The 21105-nt window shown below is 40.3% G+C and carries 19 protein-coding genes and 5 tRNA genes; all 24 read right to left on the reverse strand.

Going from position 1 to position 21105, the window contains the following annotated elements; translation table 11 throughout:
* Nucleotides 1–19 precede the first annotated feature (19 nt).
* Nucleotides 20–4108, reverse strand: a complete 4089-nt coding sequence (gene rpoB, locus WFN33_RS07650) for a DNA-directed RNA polymerase subunit beta (protein ID WP_004718475.1) — start codon at nucleotides 4106–4108, stop codon at nucleotides 20–22.
* A gap of 304 nt (nucleotides 4109–4412) precedes the next feature.
* Complete coding sequence (rplL, locus tag WFN33_RS07655) at nucleotides 4413–4778, reverse strand: 50S ribosomal protein L7/L12 (protein ID WP_004818508.1); 366 nt, start codon at nucleotides 4776–4778, stop codon at nucleotides 4413–4415.
* A gap of 48 nt (nucleotides 4779–4826) precedes the next feature.
* Nucleotides 4827–5333 (reverse strand): 50S ribosomal protein L10, encoded by a 507-nt coding sequence (gene rplJ / locus WFN33_RS07660; RefSeq protein ID WP_336952377.1) that lies wholly within the window; start codon nucleotides 5331–5333, stop codon nucleotides 4827–4829.
* A gap of 361 nt (nucleotides 5334–5694) precedes the next feature.
* Nucleotides 5695–6390 (reverse strand): 50S ribosomal protein L1, encoded by a 696-nt coding sequence (gene rplA / locus WFN33_RS07665; RefSeq protein WP_004718482.1) that lies wholly within the window; start codon nucleotides 6388–6390, stop codon nucleotides 5695–5697.
* Between the two features lie 3 nt (nucleotides 6391–6393).
* Nucleotides 6394–6822 carry a 50S ribosomal protein L11 gene (gene rplK / locus WFN33_RS07670; protein WP_004718484.1) on the reverse strand — a complete coding sequence of 143 codons (429 nt, stop codon included), beginning with the start codon at nucleotides 6820–6822 and terminating at the stop codon, nucleotides 6394–6396.
* 117 nt (nucleotides 6823–6939) lie between these two features.
* A complete protein-coding gene (gene nusG / locus WFN33_RS07675; RefSeq protein ID WP_004718486.1) occupies nucleotides 6940–7473 on the reverse strand; it encodes a transcription termination/antitermination protein NusG in 534 nt (177 codons plus the stop codon).
* 7 nt (nucleotides 7474–7480) lie between these two features.
* Nucleotides 7481–7921 carry a preprotein translocase subunit SecE gene (gene secE, locus WFN33_RS07680; RefSeq protein ID WP_004718489.1) on the reverse strand — a complete coding sequence of 147 codons (441 nt, stop codon included), beginning with the start codon at nucleotides 7919–7921 and terminating at the stop codon, nucleotides 7481–7483.
* A 74-nt stretch (nucleotides 7922–7995) separates the two neighbouring features.
* A tRNA-Trp gene (locus tag WFN33_RS07685) sits at nucleotides 7996–8071 on the reverse strand.
* Nucleotides 8072–8121: 50 nt separating this feature from the next.
* Nucleotides 8122–9312, reverse strand: coding sequence for an elongation factor Tu (gene tuf, locus WFN33_RS07690; RefSeq protein ID WP_004723653.1), 1191 nt, complete (start codon nucleotides 9310–9312; stop codon nucleotides 8122–8124).
* A 144-nt stretch (nucleotides 9313–9456) separates the two neighbouring features.
* Nucleotides 9457–9531: transfer RNA gene (locus WFN33_RS07695), tRNA-Thr, on the reverse strand.
* A gap of 11 nt (nucleotides 9532–9542) precedes the next feature.
* Nucleotides 9543–9618 (reverse strand) — tRNA-Gly (locus WFN33_RS07700).
* 33 nt (nucleotides 9619–9651) lie between these two features.
* Nucleotides 9652–9735, reverse strand: a tRNA-Tyr gene (locus WFN33_RS07705).
* 53 nt (nucleotides 9736–9788) lie between these two features.
* Nucleotides 9789–9864: transfer RNA gene (locus tag WFN33_RS07710), tRNA-Thr, on the reverse strand.
* A gap of 98 nt (nucleotides 9865–9962) precedes the next feature.
* Complete coding sequence (trpE, locus tag WFN33_RS07715) at nucleotides 9963–11456, reverse strand: anthranilate synthase component I (protein ID WP_336952379.1); 1494 nt, start codon at nucleotides 11454–11456, stop codon at nucleotides 9963–9965.
* 131 nt (nucleotides 11457–11587) lie between these two features.
* Nucleotides 11588–12256, reverse strand: a complete 669-nt coding sequence (locus WFN33_RS07720) for an HAD-IA family hydrolase (protein ID WP_336952381.1) — start codon at nucleotides 12254–12256, stop codon at nucleotides 11588–11590.
* Between the two features lie 93 nt (nucleotides 12257–12349).
* Entirely contained in the window at nucleotides 12350–13072 is a 723-nt protein-coding gene (locus WFN33_RS07725; protein ID WP_336952382.1) for an FHA domain-containing protein, read from the reverse strand.
* A gap of 184 nt (nucleotides 13073–13256) precedes the next feature.
* The gene (gspD, locus tag WFN33_RS07730) at nucleotides 13257–15503 is read right to left on the reverse strand and encodes a type II secretion system secretin GspD (protein ID WP_336952383.1); all 2247 of its coding nucleotides are present in this window, start codon (nucleotides 15501–15503) and stop codon (nucleotides 13257–13259) included.
* Between the two features lie 41 nt (nucleotides 15504–15544).
* On the reverse strand, nucleotides 15545–16390 hold the full coding sequence (locus WFN33_RS07735) for a type II secretion system protein N (protein WP_336952384.1): 846 nt from the start codon (nucleotides 16388–16390) through the stop codon (nucleotides 15545–15547).
* Nucleotides 16390–17133 carry a type II secretion system protein N gene (gene gspN, locus WFN33_RS07740; protein ID WP_336952385.1) on the reverse strand — a complete coding sequence of 248 codons (744 nt, stop codon included), beginning with the start codon at nucleotides 17131–17133 and terminating at the stop codon, nucleotides 16390–16392. Before gspN ends, WFN33_RS07735 begins: the two co-directional genes overlap by 1 nt.
* A 163-nt stretch (nucleotides 17134–17296) precedes the next feature.
* Nucleotides 17297–17623 carry an H-NS histone family protein gene (locus WFN33_RS07745; RefSeq protein WP_336952386.1) on the reverse strand — a complete coding sequence of 109 codons (327 nt, stop codon included), beginning with the start codon at nucleotides 17621–17623 and terminating at the stop codon, nucleotides 17297–17299.
* Between the two features lie 225 nt (nucleotides 17624–17848).
* On the reverse strand, nucleotides 17849–18286 hold the full coding sequence (locus WFN33_RS07750; RefSeq protein WP_336952387.1) for an acyl-CoA thioesterase: 438 nt from the start codon (nucleotides 18284–18286) through the stop codon (nucleotides 17849–17851).
* Between the two features lie 9 nt (nucleotides 18287–18295).
* Nucleotides 18296–19489 (reverse strand): heme biosynthesis protein HemY, encoded by a 1194-nt coding sequence (locus WFN33_RS07755; RefSeq protein ID WP_336952388.1) that lies wholly within the window; start codon nucleotides 19487–19489, stop codon nucleotides 18296–18298.
* 4 nt (nucleotides 19490–19493) lie between these two features.
* Entirely contained in the window at nucleotides 19494–20324 is an 831-nt protein-coding gene (locus WFN33_RS07760) for a hypothetical protein (protein WP_336952389.1), read from the reverse strand.
* Nucleotides 20321–21103, reverse strand: a complete 783-nt coding sequence (locus tag WFN33_RS07765) for a uroporphyrinogen-III synthase (RefSeq protein WP_336952390.1) — start codon at nucleotides 21101–21103, stop codon at nucleotides 20321–20323. Before WFN33_RS07765 ends, WFN33_RS07760 begins: the two co-directional genes overlap by 4 nt.
* Between the last annotated feature and the right edge of the window lie 2 nt (nucleotides 21104–21105).

The following is a 21105-nucleotide window of genomic DNA, read 5'->3' on the forward strand; positions in this document are numbered from 1 at the left end:
AAGGGGGAATGGGGGGGATTTAGTCACCATTTTTCAGTTCAATGTTGATACCTAAAGAACGGATCTCTTTGGTCAATACGTTAAACGATTCAGGCATACCCGGATCCATATAATGGTTACCATCTACAATATTCTTATAGATGCGAGTACGACCTTCAACGTCATCCGACTTCACAGTAAGCATTTCTTGAAGTGTATAAGCAGCACCATAAGCTTCTAGTGCCCAGACTTCCATCTCACCGAAACGCTGACCACCGAATTGTGCTTTACCACCAAGCGGTTGTTGAGTTACAAGTGAATAAGAACCAGTAGAACGCGCATGCATCTTGTCATCAACCAAATGGTTCAACTTGAGCATATACATATAACCAACAGTTACTGGGCGGTCAAAACGCTCACCTGTACGTCCGTCATACAATACTGTTTGACCTGTACGTGAGATACCACCAAGCTCAAGCAACTCTTTGATCTGACTCTCTTCTGCACCATCAAATACTGGCGTAGCTAAAGGAACACCTTTACGCAAGTTACCTGATAACACCAAGATTTCTTCATCGGTCAAGCTATCAAGATCTTCTTGCTCGCCACCAACTTTGTTATAAATCTTGTCTAAGAAATCACGAAGCTCAAGAACAGTACGTTGCTCTTTCATCATCTTGTCGATCTTATCGCCAAGACCTTTTGCAGCCATACCTAAGTGAGTTTCAAGAATCTGCCCCACGTTCATACGTGATGGTACACCCAATGGGTTAAGTACGACATCAACTGGAACACCATGGATGTCATGCGGCATGTCTTCAACAGGCAAGATGTTTGATACAACACCTTTGTTACCGTGACGACCCGCCATCTTATCACCAGGCTGGATACGACGTTTTACAGCTAAGTAAACTTTAACAACTTTCAAGACACCTGTTGTAAGCTCATCACCTGTAGAAAGTTTGCGTTTTTTCTCAGCAAATTTCTCATCGATCTCGTAGCTCTTCTCTTTCAAGAACACTTGAATTTGAGTTAAGCGTTCAGCAATACCTTCATCTGTTGGTTGAACTTCTAAAAGATCAACAAGCTCTAAACCAGACAATACATCTTCAGATAGCTTATCACCACGCTTCGTAGTACCGCCGCCATTCGACTCTTGGCCTTTTAACAAACGGATAATACGTTCACGAGCAGCTTCTTCGAAAATTTTGAATTCTTCTTTCAAGTCTTTACGGTAAGCATCAAGTTGCGCTTTCTCAATCGCTTGAGCACGTTCATCTTTCTCGATACCGTCACGTGTAAACACTTGAACGTCGATGACTGTACCTTTAACGCTTGAAGAAACACGTAAAGATGAATCTTTAACGTCTGCCGCTTTCTCACCAAAGATTGCACGAAGTAATTTTTCTTCAGGAGTTAATTGTGTTTCACCTTTAGGTGTCACTTTACCAACAAGAATATCACCCGCTGCAACTTCAGCACCGATATAAACAATACCTGATTCATCAAGTTTAGATAACGCTGCTTCACCTACGTTAGGAATATCGGCAGTGATTTCTTCCGCACCTAACTTCGTATCACGTGCAACACATGATAATTCTTGAATATGAATTGAAGTTAAACGATCTTCTTGAAGAACACGTTCAGATAATAAAATCGAGTCTTCGTAGTTATAACCATTCCAAGTCATGAACGCGACACGCATGTTCTGACCTAGTGCTAATTCACCACCATCAGTTGATGGACCATCAGCAAGAACGTCACCACGACCGACTTTATCGCCCATGCTCACAAGCACTTTTTGGTTAATACATGTATTTTGGTTTGAACGCGTGTATTTGATCAAGTTGTAGATATCTACACCTGCTTCACCCGCGATCATTTCATCTTCATTGACACGAATAACCACACGTGATGCATCTACAAACTCAATGCGTCCACCACGTTTCGCAATCACACATACACCAGAGTCGTGCGCTACGTTTGCTTCCATGCCGGTACCCACAAGTGGTTTATCAGCAAGCAATGTAGGAACAGCCTGACGTTGCATGTTTGAACCCATCAAGGCACGGTTAGCATCATCGTGTTCAAGGAATGGAATAAGAGATGCAGCGACAGAGACAACCTGTTGAGCCGATACATCCATATGCGTCACTTTTTCAGGCGGCATACGAACGAAGTCACCTTGGTGACGTACTGAAACGAAGTCTTCAGTTAAATGTCCATCTTTATCCAATGCAGAATCGGCCTGTGCAATCACAGTACCAACTTCTTCAATTGCAGATAAATATTCAACATCATCTGTTACACGACCATCAACAACGCGACGGTATGGTGTTTCCAAGAAACCGAAGTTGTTCGCTTTTGCATAAACAGAAAGCGAGTTGATCAAACCAATGTTTGGTCCTTCAGGCGTTTCAATTGGACATACACGACCATAGTGAGTTTGATGTACGTCACGTACCTCAAAGCCCGCACGTTCACGTGTCAAACCACCAGGCCCAAGCGCAGATACACGACGTTTGTGTGTAATTTCTGACAATGGGTTGTTTTGATCCATAAACTGTGACAATTGGCTTGAACCAAAGAATTCTTTGATTGCAGCAGCAACTGGTTTCGCATTGATCAAATCTTGTGGAGACAAGTTATCTGTTTCAGCTTGGTTTAAACGCTCTTTAACAGCACGCTCAACACGAACCAAACCAACACGGAATTGGTTTTCTGTCATTTCACCAACAGAACGTACGCGACGGTTACCCAAGTGATCGATATCGTCGACTTCACCTTTACCGTTACGAATTTCTACCAATGTTTTCAGTACATCGATAATGTCATCGTTAGAAAGAATACCTTCTACTTCACGAGACTTCTGATCTGTACCCACTTCGTAAGGACGACCCAAACGACGGTTAAACTTCATACGACCCACAGGCGATAAATCATAACGCTCTGTAGAGAAGAATAAGTTATTGAATAAGTTTTCAGCCGCTTCTTTCGTTGGTGGCTCACCTGGACGCATCACTTTGTAGATTTCTACAAGTGCTTCTTCACGGCCAGATGTTGTATCTGCACGTAAGGTGTCAGCAACAAAAGAACCGCGATCGATGTCATTGGTGAACAGGATATTAAATTGTTTAATACCACCTTCAGCAATTCTGACCAAAATCTCATGACTTAATACAGTGTTAGCAGTAATCACTTCACCATCTTTAAGCACGATATCTTCAGCAGTAATACGCTCATACAAATATTCATCTGGAACTGGAAGTTTAGTTAAACCAGCAGCTTCCATTTGACGTACATGGCGAGCATTAATACGTTTACCTTGTTCAACAATGGCTTTACCATCATTGTCCACGATATCAAATTGAGCCATTTCACCACGAAGACGTTCAGGCACAAGGTCAATCTGATAGCTACCCATATCAAGATATACAGGTACTTTTTCGTAGAACATATTCAGAATTTGTTCATTGCTATAGCTCAATGCACGTAACACAACAGTCGCAAGCAATTTGCGACGACGGTCAATACGTACAAAGACTAAATCTTTAGCATCAAACTCAAAATCTAACCATGAACCACGATAAGGAATAATACGTGCTGAATAAAGCACTTTACCGCTTGAATGCGTTTTACCTTTATCATGGTCAAAGAATACGCCTGGTGAACGGTGTAATTGAGATACGATTACACGCTCAGTACCATTGATGACAAAGGTACCATTCTCAGTCATGAGTGGCATTTCACCCATGTACACTTCTTGTTCACGTACGTCTTTAATAGATTTCGTTTCACGATCTTTGATGATCAAACGAATTTTAACGCGCATTGGTGCCGCAAAGGTTGAGCCACGAAGAATACATTCGCGAACATCAAACTCTGGTTTACCAAGACTATACTCAACGAATTCTAAAGCAGCATTGCCCGAATAACTTTCAATAGGAAAAACTGAACGAAATGCAGCTTGGAGACCGATATCTTCGCGATTTTTTGGAGTTTTGCCATCTTGCAAGAATGTTCTGTACGAGTCGACTTGAATCGAGAGCAGGTACGGAGCATGCATGACTTGGGGCAATTTACCAAAATTCTTACGGATCCGTTTCTTTTCGGTATATGAGTATGCCATCTGGAGTCCTCGGAAAGTAAACTAAGTCCGCCTGCAGAACGAACTTAGAAGGAATTACGCAGGTCGATATGACCACCACTTTTATACAAATGCTGCAAATTTCAGTGGTACAAAACGCTTAACAATATTTTTAAAGTGGAAAAATATTGGTAAGCGTTTGATTATGTTTATTTATTTTAAAAATTGATGGTTTTTCTACCAATCAATCTAAAATCGAGCCGGTTATTGTAACGCAAAAAGGCTGATGACCCAAGAGCCATCAGCCAATTTTTGGGGTCAAATTAAAATTCGACCCCTAGCGAAATTACTTAACAGTAACTGTAGCACCAGTTTCTTCAAGTTTTTTCTTAAGTTCTTCAGCTTCTTCTTTAGAAACGCCTTCTTTAAGATTTGAAGGAGCGCCTTCAACTAAGTCTTTAGCTTCTTTCAAGCCAAGACCAGTAACTTCACGTACTGCTTTAATTACAGCAACTTTGTTAGCACCGAAAGAAGTCAATTCAACATTGAATTCTGATTGCTCTTCAGCAGCAGCAACAGCAGGACCTGCAGCTACAGCTACAGCAGCAGCTGATACATTGAATTTCTCTTCGAAAGCAGAGATAAGTTCAACAAGTTCAAGAACAGTTTTTTCAGCAACTGCGTTTAAGATTTCTTCGTTAGTTAAAGCCATGAGAATAACTCCAAATGGATATTGAATGGTGTGTGAAATTTATTAAGCTTATGCAGCTTCTGACTCGTTTTTCTCTTTGAGCGCTGTAATAAGGCGACCCAATTTCGAAATAGGAGCTTGAAGAACATTGGCAAGCATAGTAAGTGCTTTTTCTTGGTTCGGAAGATTCGCGATAACGCTAACTTCAGCACCTTGATAAAGTTTGCCGTCAAATGCAGCAGCTTTAAGTTCAAATGCTTTGTTAGTTTTAGCAAATTCTTCAAACAAGCGAGCAGCTGCGCCCATGTCATCTTCAGAAGTTGAAAAAGCTAGAATAGTTGGACCAACAAGGTTTTCGTCTAAGATATCAAATTGAGTACCTTCGAAAGCACGTTTAGCCAAAGTGTTACGCACGATACGTGTCTTAACACCTAACTTACGAGCTTCAACACGAAGTGTAGTCAATTGTTCAACTGTTAAACCTTGGTAGTCAGCAACAACAGCAGCAAACGCGGTAGAAGCAACTTCATTTACTTCCGCAACGATCTGTTTTTTGTCTTCGATAAGAAGAGCCATTGTAAAACCTCCTAACGGTGATTTATGCAATCCACGGACTGCACTCCCAATTCGTAAATCAATCTCTTGACTTACACGCGGAGGAGGAATCAATCACACCACCGCGTCTACTCAGACTGGTATTTTAAGAAGCGAATCCGAAGACTCCCCTCGCCTGAGGTCTTTGACGCTGATAAATTTACATCTATCAATTCAAAGTCCGCCTGATGATTAACAAAGCAATGCTTTATCAATCCACAAGAAGAAAAGCTCAACCTCAATAGAAGTCATCACTCTTTCTTGCGTAAAATTTGAAGTAACACTTCAAATTTCACTCAGGACTTTAAAATTCTTTTATCTCAATATAATTATTGAAAAATAATTATTTAGAAACGTTTTGTACATCAACAACAAGACCAGGACCCATAGTTGAGCTCAAAGTGATCTTTTGGATGTAGATACCTTTAGAAGTCGCAGGTTTTGCTTTCTTAAGGTCAGCGATAAGCGCTTCAACGTTTGAACGAACAGCTTCAGCAGTGAAACCTACTTGACCGATCGCAGCATGGATGATACCCGCTTTGTCTACACGGTAACGTGCTTGACCAGCTTTTGCATTTTTAACTGCAGTTGCTACGTCAGGAGTTACAGTACCCACTTTAGGGTTTGGCATTAAGCCACGTGGACCAAGGATCGTACCCAACTTACCAACAACACGCATTGCATCTGGAGCAGCAATCACAACGTCGAAATCTAAGTTACCCGCTTGAATGCTTTCAGCAAGATCATCAAAACCAACGATGTCCGCGCCTTCAGCTTTAGCAGCTTCAGCAGCAGCGCCTTGAGCAAACACAGCAACACGTACAGTTTTACCAGTACCTGCAGGAAGTGTAGTCGCGCCACGAACAACTTGGTCAGATTTACGAGGATCAACACCTAGATTTACCGCAACATCCAAAGATTCTTTGAATTTTGCAGCAGGTAGGCTGCTAAGAACTTGTACTGCTTCTTCCAAAGTGTAAACTTTGTTTGCTTCAATAGCTGCAGCAATGGCTTTTTGACGTTTAGTTAACTTTGCCATGTCTTATAGCTCCACTTCCAAGCCCATAGAACGCGCAGAACCAGCAATGGTACGTACACGTGCGTCTAAATCAGCACCAGTTAAATCTGGTTCTTTAGTAGTCGCAATTTCTTCTAACTGAGCGCGAGTCAACTTACCAACTTTAGTCTTGTTTGGTACAGCAGAACCCTTTTGGATACCAGCAGCTTTCTTAAGAAGAATCGCAGCAGGTGGAGTTTTCATGATGAATGTGAACGACTTATCGTTGTACACAGTGATCACTACAGGAATTGGAAGACCTTGTTCAACTTTTTGTGTCGCAGCATTGAATTCTTTACAGAATGCCATGATGTTAACACCACGTTGACCTAGTGCAGGACCAATCGGTGGAGATGGATTCGCTTTACCAGCTGGAACTTGCAGCTTGATATAGCCGTCAATCTTCTTAGCCATTTCAAATTACCTCTGGGTACAAACGCCTTTTAGAGCTCCCCAACATTTCAAGTAACGATACCGTTACAACAACAATGCCCGATCCATAACAAATCGGGCGCTTTCAAACAGTGCAAATTAAATTGTTTTTTCGACTTGGCGAAATTCCAATTCAACTTGAGTTGGTCGATTAAATACATTAATCGTCAACGTTAAACGTGATTTTTCGTACTGAACTTCTTCCACCACACCTTTAAAGTCTGTGAATGGACCGTCAGTAACAAGTAATTCTTCACCCGGCTCAAACATCGTCTTAGGACGAGGTGCTTCGCCTTTGTTGTGTACACGTGCAAGAATCGCATCAGCTTCTTTTTGCGTAATTGGTGCTGGCTTTTCAGCTGTACCACCGATGAAACCTAATACTTTTGGACATTCTTTAACAATGTGCCAAGTTTCATCATTCATTTCCATTTCGACTAACACGTAGCCAGGAAAGAATTTACGCTCTGATTTACGTTTCTTACCATCCTTCATCTCTACCACTTCTTCGGTAGGAACAAGGACTTCACCAAAACTATCAGCAACAGCGCTACGCTGGATTCGATCATTAAGTGAACGCATCACTTGTTTTTCATAACCTGAATAGGCATGAATAATGTACCAACGTTTCATAGCTCTCTTACCCGATAATAAACTTCATAAACCAACCGATGATATAGTCAAAACACCACAAAATAATTGCGGCAACTACAACAACGAGGAGAACTTGCCATGAAGTGGTTACTGTTTCATGTTTCGTAGGCCATGTAACTCGACGCAATTCGATACGAGAGTCTTTAAGCAAACGAACAAAGCCTTTGCCTTGATGGGTGGCGTATAATAAACCTAAAGCTACGATGATACAAGCTAAAATTACCCCAATACGCACCCAGACACTATTTGCAGGTGCCCAATACGCTGGAAGATATTGATTTGTCATCAACGCACCGCCAAATAAAGCCAATGCAATGATCCACAAAATAAAATCAAATGGAGAACTTGTCTTCACCATTTCAGCAGAATTGTTGCTTTGAGGAATTGCCGCGCCGCCCATTGCGTCACGTGATTTATCATTCGACATTTTTGTACTCGTCGTAGGTTTCGCGACTTATTATATGACCAGTTTAGCCGACATCAAGTTTTTTATTTAAAAAATGGCAGGTCAGGAGGGACTCGAACCCCCAACATTCGGTTTTGGAGACCGACGCTCTACCAATTGAACTACTGACCTATAAACAAACCGAGAGCCTAAACTCTCGGTTAGAATAAACATATTAGCGGTTATGCAGTTACTTTAGCAACTACACCAGCACCAACTGTACGACCACCTTCACGGATCGCAAAACGTAGACCTGGGTCCATTGCGATTGGGTGGATAAGTTCTACTGACATTTCAACGTTGTCACCTGGCATAACCATTTCAACGCCGTCTTGTAATTGGATTGCACCAGTTACATCAGTTGTACGGAAGTAGAACTGTGGACGGTAACCGTTAAGGAACGGAGTATGACGACCACCTTCTTCTTTAGAAAGTACATATACTTCTGCGTCGAATTTAGTGTGCGGCTTGATTGTACCTGGTTTAGCAAGTACTTGACCACGTTGTACGTCTTCACGCTTAGTACCACGTAAAAGAACACCACAGTTCTCGCCCGCACGACCTTCGTCAAGAAGTTTACGGAACATTTCTACGCCAGTTACAGTTGTTTTAACTGTATCTTTAATACCAACGATTTCAACTTCTTCGCCGACTTTAACGATACCAGACTCTACACGACCCGTTACCACTGTACCACGACCAGAAATAGAGAATACATCTTCGATTGGCATCAAGAATGCTTTATCGATAGCACGTTCTGGTTCTGGGATATAAGAGTCAAGCGCTTCAACAAGTGAAAGTACAGCTGATTCGCCATATTGACCAGCATCACCATTAAGTGCAGCAAGTGCTGAACCACGGATGATAGGCGTGTCATCACCTGGGAAGTCATAAGTAGATAGAAGTTCACGAACTTCCATTTCTACTAATTCAAGTAATTCTTCATCATCAACAAGGTCACACTTGTTAAGGAATACAAGAATATAAGGTACGCCTACTTGGCGAGAAAGAAGGATGTGTTCACGTGTTTGTGGCATTGGACCATCAGTCGCAGCACATACAAGGATCGCACCATCCATCTGAGCAGCACCAGTGATCATGTTTTTAACATAATCGGCGTGACCTGGGCAGTCCACGTGAGCGTAGTGACGAATTGGAGAATCGTATTCTACATGTGAAGTATTAATTGTAATACCACGTGCTTTTTCTTCTGGTGCAGAATCGATTGCTGCGTAGTCTTTAGCTTCACCGCCGTAAGTTTTTGCACAAATTGTTGCAATTGCAGCAGTTAAAGTTGTTTTACCATGGTCGACGTGACCAATTGTACCCACGTTTACGTGTGGCTTATTACGTTCAAACTTAGCCTTAGCCATTTGCTCTTCCTCGTTTATGTCGAACACGAGTTAAACAACTCAGCATCGACAATCGTCTAAAAAACTAGACACCTAATACTTGAAAAGCAGACTAATAAGCCTGCTTTTGAGAAACTGGTGTAGAATAATCTACCAAATTGTATCTGGAGCTCTTATCGAGATTTGAACTCGAGACCTCTCCCTTACCAAGGGAGTGCTCTACCACTGAGCTATAAGAGCATCATCTTCGATGGAGCGGGAGACGAGGGTCGAACTCGCGACATGTAGCTTGGAAGGCTACCGCTCTACCAACTGAGCTACTCCCGCTTAATGTTGGTAATTAACCACTTATCGAAGTAATGGTGGTGAGAGAAGGATTCGAACCTTCGAAACTTTCGTGGCAGAGTTACAGTCTGCTCCCTTTGACCGCTCGGGAATCTCACCTTTACACTTACTTTCAGTGTCGTTCTTCAACATTATAACACAAAACCTTAAGATGGTGCCGGCACACGGATTCGAACTGTGGACCTACTGATTACAAGTCAGTTGCTCTACCAACTGAGCTATGCCGGCGTTTCTTAGTGTTTCGTACGTTTCGTATCGGAACGGTGTGCAGTTTAGCAAAACTCAGAATCCTTGCAAGTGTTTTTTGCAAAAAAAACCTCAAAAACTCATAAAATCAATCCGTTTGACGATAATTCAACCGCTTTGATCACTGCGCGAGCTTTTATTTGGGTTTCATTCCACTCTGATTCAGGATTTGAATCGACAACCAAGCCTGCGCCAGCCTGTACATAGACTTTATTTTCACGAATAACACAGGTTCTGATCGCAATCGACATGTCCATTTCACCATGCCAACCCAAATAACCCACTGCACCACCAAAAATTCCACGTTTTACTGGCTCAACTTCGTCAATAATTTCCATTGCACGAATTTTTGGCGCACCTGAAAGCGTCCCTGCTGGAAAAGTTGCCTTAAAAACATCCAAAGCATCGACATCATCCAGCACTTCACCTTGTACATTGGAAACAATATGCATGACATGTGAATAACGTTCGATCACCATTTGATCAGTCACTTGCACTTTACCGATTTTCGAGACACGCCCCACATCATTACGACCTAAATCAATCAGCATTAAATGTTCCGCAATCTCTTTTTCATCGGAAAGTAAATCTTTTTCAAGTGCCAAATCTTCTTCTTTGGTTTTTCCTCGTGGACGTGTACCTGCAAGCGGACGTACAGTCGCGATCCCATTTTCCAGTCGAGAAAGAATTTCCGGTGAAGAACCGACGATATGGAACGGCTTTTGATCCAAAAGGGTCTGCCCTTGCACCAAAAATAAATACGGTGATGGATTGAGATGTCGTAATGCACGATAAACCTGTAAGGGCTCACCATCAAAATCCGACACCATACGATGCCCAGGGACAACCTGCATTACATCACCAGCACGAATGTATTCTTTAACTTTCTCGATCGATTCAAGGAATTTGTCGTGTCCAGTCAGTGACTCAAAATGCGGAGCGCTATGTTTTTTGGCAACCAAGCTAATTGGCATAGCCAATAATGCCTCAATCTCATCCAGCTGTTGCTGAGCCTTGGCATAAGCCTCTGTATCATTAACATCTGCATGCACAATTAAAAACAAAGTATCTTTTAAGTTATCAAACACAATGACGGTTTTAGATAACATCATCCATAAATCAGGTAGTCCAACTGGATCTGCCTCAGGCACATTCTTTAACCGTGGCTCAATATAGCGTACTGCGTCATAACCAAAATAACCCACCAAGCCGCCGGTAAAATTAGGCAGTGCAGGTAAATCTTGTTGTGTGGGTACTTTAAACTGCGCTTGAAAATCGCGGATATATTGAAATGGATCTGCGCATGGCTGGGTATCTATCGAGCCATCTACCGATTTTATCGTGAGCTGTCCTGCATTACAGGAAAATACGATTGACTCACCCAGTCCAATAATTGAATATCTTGCCCAGTTTTCGCCACCTTCAACAGATTCAAAAAGATAAGCTTGTTGATGCTGTTTTAAACGTGCAAATACAGATAATGGCGTATCCGTATCGGCTAAGCGTTGGCGATATACGGGGATAAGGTTATAACCCGCTGATTTTAATTGTTCAAACTGCGCTAAGGTTGTCATCAGGAATTCTCTCTATTTTCGATAATACTAAGTATGGATGTCTCTGCATTTCACTTAGTGACGCCATCGAAAAGTGCGTTTGCTATTCATTCCTCTTCCCTTTTTTTCGCAACAATTTAAATATACAGGTATTAAGCCAAAAGCTCTGTTAAATCATCCACTACTTGTTGTGGCTGACAGAGTTGAATATCTTCACCGTGATTATAACCATAGCTGACCACAATACAATCAACCTCTGCACGGCGTGCAGCCTCCACATCATTACTTGAATCGCCGATCATCAAGGTTTTGTCAGTTGATGACTGATAAGTTTCAACACAATACAATAATGGTTTTGGATGTGGTTTACGCACTTCAAAACGATCACCACCTATTACATCGACAAAATAGTGATCCATTTGCAAGTCTTCTAGAATTTTTCGTGCGGGTTGTTCTGGTTTATTGGTCACACAAATCAATTTCTTATTGTTTTTAATTCCCCATTCTAAAAATTCTAAAATTCCAGAGAATGGCTTGGTATCGACACAAGGCTCTGCATTGTAAATTTCCAAGAATGTATCCAAAAGCTGTTGATGCAGTACAGGATCCACTTCACCTTTTAAATACTTCAATGTACTTTCACAAAATAATGAAGTGCCTTTACCAATCCAAACCCGAACCTGTTGTTCAGTGACGTGGGGTAAGTTCAAACGCGCTAGACTTAAATTCATGGCACGATATAAATCAAATGCTGAATCAACCAAGGTCCCATCCAAATCAAATAAAATCAGTTCGCGTTGGTCTAGCTTTGCCACATTCATGATTTACACCTAAATCGAGTTTTAAATTTAAAAACGAAAATACAAAAAACAAAGGCATGCGATTGCATGCCTTGAGTGTAGCGCATTTGCAAATTATTTGAACAATAGCCATGCAATAATTGCCAAAATGATCAAAATCACCAGTGTTGCCAAACCTAACTTTGCATTTTTCTGGGTTTCAACATGTTCGTCTGCCACAAATTCAGGTGCTTTAACCTGCTCTACTTTGAGCTGTGTAGCCGCATGAATATCCACACCTTCTGGAATTGGGGCAGGTTTAGGGATTGCTACACCAGAGGGCATACCTTCACGGTTGATTTGAACACTGCTATCTCGTTCTGAAAGCTCAGGCATACCCTGTTCATTCATCTGATCTGCCACTGTACGTTCTACGGGGGTAGCTGGTTTGATTTCAGCAGTCGCCACAGCCTCTGCTGGTTGTTGAACTGGCGTTTCTAGCGAAGCTACAACGGGTTGAACTTCATCCTCAGGCGCTGCATGTTCAGTTTGCAGAACAACAGGTTTTACCGGTGCAAGTACATTAAATTTAACACTGGCAAATTGAACAATATCACCATCCATCAACAGTTTATCTTGATCGATACGGATATCATTCACAAATGTACCATTAGATGACTTTAGATCTTGAACCCAAAGCGCATCTTCTTTTAATAAGAATGCAGCATGGCGACGTGAAATTTCCGCAGCTTGTAATAACAGGTCTGCATCTTGATGGCGACCAACTAGCATATCACGATCGATCGTGACTTCCTGCCCTTCTAACTCACCTGTAATTGCTTGTAATTTCCAAGTCATGATTATCTTCCCATTCTAATTCAAGTCTATCTTAGCATGACATTTCTACAGTACTAAATCAGCGCAAAACCAAGCTTTATTTTGTTCATGCCACAACAGAACACACCACAATACTTTAACAAACTATTTTAAATATCAAATAAAGCAAGTGATTAGAAGCACTTGTTACGCGAAGCCCACAATGCTACTGCTTACGGATATCATTTGGTTCTTCTGCAACGGGTGTAGTCACAGCATTACCTTGTACTGCACTTGTCTTGGCTCCTGTAGGCACCTTTTGATACTGACTTGAAGGTTGTGCTGTCGGTTGCGGTTGTACCAGCTTAGGTTGCGAACTTGGTGTCGAGCTAAACGGCAATCGTTGCTGAAAAACATCATCAACATTGGCAGGGAGCTTAGCAAAATTACCATCTTTATCCATCGCCAATTGCAGGCTATACAGCTGATCATAACGTTGTTGAGATATACGGCGTATATCGGCACCCCCACCCACGATGGTTGGATGGATAAACACCAGTAAATTCCGCTTTATGTTCGACTTTGCATCCGATCTAAATAACCGGCCTAAGCCTGGGATATCACCTAACAATGGCACAGACTGACGACCAAGAACAGTATCATCAGAAATCAAGCCACCTAACACCACGGTTTGCCCATGATCTGCGGTTACAGTAGTTTTGATTGAACGCTTGCTGGTCACTAAATCTTGAGCTTGCCCTTTACTTGACTTAACGCCTGAGACTTCTTGTTCAACTTCTAAACGAATCGAACCGCCCTCTCCAATATGCGGAATTACCTTTAACGTCACCCCCACATCCTTACGCTCAATTGAGGTATATGGATTGACGGTGCCACCTGTCCCAGTACTGACTGAGCCAGTAACAAATGGAACATTTTCACCGACGACAATATATGCTTCTTCATTGTCCATGGTAAGAATAGATGGTGTAGACAAGAGGTTGGATTTTGTACGCTCTTTTAAAGCCTGAATCATCGCACCATATAATCTGCGTGAACCGTCTGCACCTTCTTTATAATCCCCAACAATAAGTGAAGTTCCTGCACCGAGTGCACCTAAACTAGAAGCACCGCCTGTTAAATAACCTGCAGCCAATTTTGATAAACTCGTACCCAAATTATCAAAATTAATTAAACCCACACCACTACTTAAATCACCCATTGCCCATTGCACACCAAGCTGATCTGCATCATTGCCTTGTATTTCAATAATCGTCGCTTCAATCAAAACTTGTTGACGACGTACATCAAGCTGTTGGATGGCAGCCTCTATTTCGCGCATCAGTTGTGGCTCAGCTTTAACCACCAGCGCATTTTGAGCGCCATCTGCAATAATGCTCACACCATTGGCATTAAAACTGGTGATGTTATTTTGATTATTGTTATTTGAGTTGCTGTTTAAATTAATTGCTGGTGTTGAAATACTACTTCCAGTGCTTGAGCCGGTATTCGATGATGAATTGTTATTATTGTTAAAACTGTTGCTATTGCTGTTGTTAGAACTACTATTAGAAGAATTATTTGAACTAGAATTGACTGCCTGACCAGTCACCAAACCTTGCAAAATCTCAGATAAATTCTTTGCACTAGCATATTTTAATTTAAAGACTTTAAGCCCACCTAAACGATCAGCAGACGGGACATCCAACATTTCAATCATGTTACGGATACGTTTACGTGTACCTGTATCCCCTTTAATCAAAATACGGTTGGTTCGCGCATCAGCGATAATACGAACCCGAGCCCCAGCAAAATCTTTGGATGCACCTGTCGAACTCATTGCATCCAATTGCTTAATGATTTCTTCAGCTTGACTCTGTTGTAAAGGAACAGCTTCAATATCATTTTGCCCAGTACCATCCAAGTTCCGAACAATGGTTTCAAGTTGATAAATATTTGCTGCACGATCTGACACAATTAACGCATTGGTGCCCTGTATTGCTGCCAAATGCGCAAATTGTGGCATTAATGGACGTAATGCTGGGATCAAATCATTGGGGTTGGTATTTTCCAACCAAATCACACGTGTCACAACCTGATCTCCACGTGCATTATTCCGTGGATCATAAGGTACACCAGAATTTTTGACATTACTGTCTGGTACCAAACGAATGGTATTCCCCGATGGAATAGCCACTACACCATTGACATTCAGCACCCCTAAAAATAGGTCATAAACTTCATTTTTATTTAGAGGTTTATTTGAAATAACCGTGACATTGCCACGTACACGGGGATCGACCGCAAAATTTTTGCCCGTAATATCTGCAACTTCATTGATAAAAGCAGTGAGATCAGCATCGCGTAAGTTAATTTTCCACGTCTGTGCATGTGTAGCTGTACTAACTGCAACCAGCATTGGTGCCGCTGCAACTAAAGCCCAAAGTGGTCGATTGTGATTCAAAAAAGCCATAACTTATTATCTTTCCTAATTTTATTTGTAGTCCTAGCCACTTACAAACTTTGCTGAATGGTCATCACCTGATCACCACGCTTAATTTCAATTTTTACTTTGCCATCCCGCTTTGCTTGTTCTAGCAGCTGAACATCACTCTGTCCTTGACCAACTGATTGTCCATTGAGCGAAAGAATGCGATCTCCAGATCTTAATCCCAGTTTATTTCGGAGCGCTGCGGGGGTTTGATCTGTCACTTCATAGCCTTGACCGCCACTTGCGTTAACCCCCATGTTCTTTAGGTATTCGTCCCGATTTTCATTCATCCTATCAATCGCTTGCCCCAAAGCATTTTGGCTTGAGTTTTGTGGTTGCGATGGTGCAGGAGTACTTGCTGGCGGACTAGTATTTTGATCTGTAGATTGCCCTGGCATAGGCTGATACAAACTATCCAGCCCTGTAAAACGCAACTCTTTACTGTTATTTCCACTTTGACTTAAAACAATATGATCCCAATATACTTCGGATAACTGGTAACTAGTACCCTCGATTGTGTCACCGACCGCATAACGATCTGCTGTTTCTTTAACTTTAATTACTGCGGATGAAAACCGTGCTGGATAACTGACGACTACACCTTGTAAGACCATCGGAATACTGTCATCCGCTGTCGTACTAGATCCAACTTCCTCAAATAATGAAAAGCTTGAAATATTTGGAACTTGAACTTGTTGTGAACCTAGATTCACTTGCTCGGGTTGCATGACTTGTGGTGGCGCAACCACCCACCAAAAAATCGAGGCCAGTTTCCAACACAATGCTAAAATTAAAAGAAATAAAACAACAGGTGCAAGATGCTCTGTTTTTTTCCAAGAAATATTTTCAAACTGTTCTTTTATATTCATCAGAAACCACCTTGAATGAGCGGTTGTCTTGAACTAATTACAAAACTATCCAAACCTGCCTTTCCATCGTAGGAAGGCACATTGAGCAACATCCGTTGTGTTAACTGCACATCTAACATCATGGTTGGATCTAAACTGATATTGGCCATTTTCTGACTACGTTGATCTTGTATATCAAAAATCAGTTTACCCGCCTCATCTTTAACTTGCGCTTTTAAAGATGGGATATTCATTTGATCTTGACGTTGTCCAAAAGTATATCGAAGCTCACCCCCTCCCCAATGCATTTGTCCGTCAACATCACTAAATCCAGTATCTTTTTTAAAACGCAAGCTTGTATCTGAAATTTGAATTGCATTTGCAGGCCACTGCCAATTTGCAATATTCTTTAAAGTTTCTGGTGCAATCTGACCTTGCATCTGATTAATTATTATTTTTTTACCAATACCATAGCCCACTACCCCATTCAGTTGGGTCTGCCCACTGTGTACTTCAATATTTGCACCCACACGTAATAATATCAGATCCCACGGGCGTGTCCTCCACGAAACGGAACCCCGTAAATTACCTTTATGCCAATCTGCTTGTCCTTGCCAAATATTTCCACTCACATTTTGTAAGGTTTGATTGTTCTTATAAAATTTAGAAATCAGCCATGTTGCAGGGACTTGTAAAAGTACAAAAATTAAAAAAGCGACCACTCCAGTAATCCACCACGTGATCTGTTTTGATTTTTTATTCATTCATCTTTACCATCATTCATTTATTCTTCCATGCAAGATGATGCCCTCTTGTTTGTACATTATGCATAATTTTTGCATAACGCCAATTCACTCGTATAAAAAAACCAAGCAGATTTGCTTGGTTCTTTAAGTTTAAGGCCTTTGAATGACACTTAGATGAAGATTAGATCAAGAAATCTTCTAATTTTGCACCTTTTTCAATTTCTGCAACCAACCAGCGTGGCTGTTTACCACGTCCAGTCCAAGTTTCAGAAGTGTCTTTTTTATTGCGATAACGCGGCTCAACCGCTTTACGCGTTGTCTTTTTGCGCTTTTGTGCGCCGTATTCAATAAACTGCTCTAAAGTTAAACCAGCAGATTGCGCAATTTCAATAATTTTATTATAAGCGTCTTCAACGGCTTGATCTTTTTTAGTTTCAATTAAAGCTTCTGCTTCAGCTGTTAGCTTTCTTAACTCTTCTACCGATAAATTACTAATATCAGGCATCATTAACTCTCCACGTAAATTTCTTAATACTTATTTAAAATAACTTCATGGCAATAGTATTTTCATTTATTCCAATAAGCAATACATATATTCCTCCATAAACACATAAAACAACAAAAACATTATTATAATTACATCAAAAGGCTTATTTCTAACAGTAAAATAAACCTGATAAGAAAGAATATATTTTCTTATGTTTTAAATATAATGATGATAATTGAGAAATTTTTATGTGTTTGCAAAATCATTATGCACAGTCGCTTCTAAATCAATTATAACTTTTCGCAACTGTTGAGGAATTAGTGCTTTTTTCATTTCTACTTTATCGACAAAAACAATAACTGCCTCTCCGTCAGCAACAATCTGCTGTTGTTGCTCACTGAATAATACATAATGCATGCGTATTGCACTATTTCTCATTTCTTCTACCCGCGCACCAATATGTAGCACATCGGGATAAAATACTGGTTTTAAATATTTACATTGGCTTGAAGCAACAACAGTTAAAACATCTTGGTCAAATACATTCAAACGATCGAAATATTCGATACGTGCACTTTCAATATAGCGATAATACAGCACATTATTTACATGACCAAAAGCATCCATATCCCCCCATGCAACCTTTTGTTGATAAACGATAGGGAATTTTATCAGTGGATTCATTGTAGATTCTCAAATTTTAAATTGAATATAATTGCTGTCTTTTTCAAAAATTGAATTCAATTGCTGAATTAATTCATCATTTCCATTTAAAGTAGATTTGATTCGTAAATAATTCATTAGAATTTCATTTGGATATAATAACAAAAGCTGATCAGCTTCGTATTCACGATGCGTCGCAATATATATATGCCATTTAGCAAAGCAAAAAACAGGAATGTTCATATACTTAGATTCAAGATTTATAATCTGTTGCTCTAAATACTCATAATCTGGATTTTGTCTCAACAACTGTTGTTGAAACCATAAATGAAAGACATCTTGGTCAAATTTTTCATTAAGTATTTGAATCACTAACTGCTGTTGTTGCTGAGCAAGTTCAGGTAATCGAGTAATAATTTTCAACCAAAGCACTTTTGTGTCATAAGGCATTTGATCAAGTTGTGACTCTATCTCTAAAAACTTTTGTTGTAATAGTTCAATATCTTCAAAACTTGCTTGGTCATAACAACCTAAAAGCTGTATTAACCATTGCTGTTTAGTTGCAGTTTCTAATTGCCCAAATTGAGTCGAATGTAAATATTGCCAAGGATATTGTATGGCAAACTGTCCCCATAATTTTTGCACACATAATTTATAACTTTCTGAAAGCTGATTTAGCCATGGCGAAAGTTCATGTCGATTTAAAAATTCTAGATGTGTTAAAGCTTGTTGACTGTCTTCTTGCGCTAAATAAATTTCGATACGTAAAATTTCTGCCAACTCAAAAGCGGACGGAGAGCTATTTTCTAAAGCTTTCAGGGCTTCACTATAGTGAAGTTGTTTGAATAATTGTCGAGATTGAACAATGGGCTTTAATAAACCAGATTGATCAAAAATAGTTTGTATAACTTGCTCCTGCTCATCCTCACCATCCAACAACCACAATACACCAAACTGTTCAAATGGATGCAATGTAGTAAAATTTAGTACTTGTTCTAATTTTCTCTTTTCTCTACGGATATAACGGTTGAGGAAATACCACACCACATGCATCAAAAAACTGATACCAACACCAACAAATGTCAAGAACCATAAATTGGTTTGTATTTGAATATTGTGCCATAACACATAAACATAACCCGCCCCTGCGGTATAACTCAACACACTTAAAACAGCTAGAATAATGAGACTAATAAAGGCATAGATCAGGAAAATATGTTTCATCCATCTACCCCAAGACAGCCAAGCTATTGAGTTTAGGGATCGGGGGTTGCGAGGTCTGCTTAATTTTTAATATTTTTTGCTTAAGCTTCTGACTAGCAGCGTCAGGTAAAATATCCAATTGTTGAATCATTTGATTCAGCATCTCTTGGTATTCAGCAATTTGCCCTTTCACTAACAACTGCTGAGCAAGCAATAATCTCAATTGAACTTCTTTTAAAATAAATTTACGGTTTGCCAATACTGGAGAATTTGTTTCAACAATATCAATTTGAAACCATTTTTCCCAAAAATATTGCGACTGATCTTGCTCTGGTTTCAATTGATTATTTCTTAGCTCGGATATTAATGCTTGATCAACTTGTTTAAGTAAAGTCTCTAGTTGATCTCGCTGGGCATTTCGTTCAATCACAAAATGTTGAATGCTTTGTATATCTTGCACAATGGTTTGATGTAAGCTTTGTTTTACCGCATCCGCCAACGCATACTGATCTAAGGACTGATTTAATTGAGTAAGATGCTCAAGCGCGTAAACAAACTGTTGTTGTTGCATCGCAAATTGCACCAAATCTAACTGTTGTTTAACCACCACACTTGGATGAATACCAGAAATTGAAGTTTTTACAGAGGTGGTTTTATTTGCTACCTCTTGAGTGGGTTCATCTGTTTGTCGTTTTACCGCCACCAGTTGATCATTCAAACTGGCATTCTTTTGTTCACTTTTATGTAGCGTTTGTTGAATATCATTGAGCTGTTGTGAAACATGATAGAAGTTATAACTCAATTTAATGAGCCATCCTAAAGCGATCAACAATAAGACATAAATAAACTTCTTCATAACTTCCTTTGCAACTGCACTATGGTTTGTAGAATGGTTTCTGGCTCTAAATTTAAAATTTTAGTGCTGTTCAAACACGCCTGGGTTGCATTTTTATCATGTCTTAATAATTGATACAAACGCTCACCCAGAACCAAATAATGACAAGCACTCACGATCTCTTGATGATCACGGGTTAAAACAAGCCAATTGTTCCAACTGGCTTCACTGCTAATACAACTCCAATAGGGTGGTTCAAACTGGTCAACCCTAGCCACAAAATCTAAAAATCGCTGATGTGTTTCTGGAGGACATGCTCGGTCATATAAGACAAAGTTTAAAACATCAATATGACGGTCTTGACATTGTTGCATCATAAACTGCCGACCGCCTTCACCACGCCAAAAAGCTATTTTCTTTAGATCTTTTAAGGTATTGAATAGGGGCAAGTTCAACATTCCTTCAGATGTTTCCACCATAGGGACATGACTTTCTACACCGTAGTCTGAAAGTCGTTGCGCAGTTTTTTTGCCCACAGCAATCCACTGAATATGTTGGATCTGTAAAAGAGATAGGCCCGATTGCTGAAGATATTGCATACCCACTTGAACAGCAGTTGGACTGACTACAACAATAATTTGAGTTGATAAAAGTTGTAAATAAAGTTGTTGTAATATGTTGTTATAGGGACGTGGGGTCAATTCCAATAATGGAAGATCAACCACGTCAAAACCTGATTGGCGCAGACATTCAGTTAATGGCTGAGCACGATCAATCGGGCGAGTATTAATAAACAACATTA

Source organism: Acinetobacter sp. AS167 (genome assembly GCF_037152175.1).
Taxonomy (GTDB): Bacteria; Pseudomonadota; Gammaproteobacteria; order Pseudomonadales; family Moraxellaceae; genus Acinetobacter.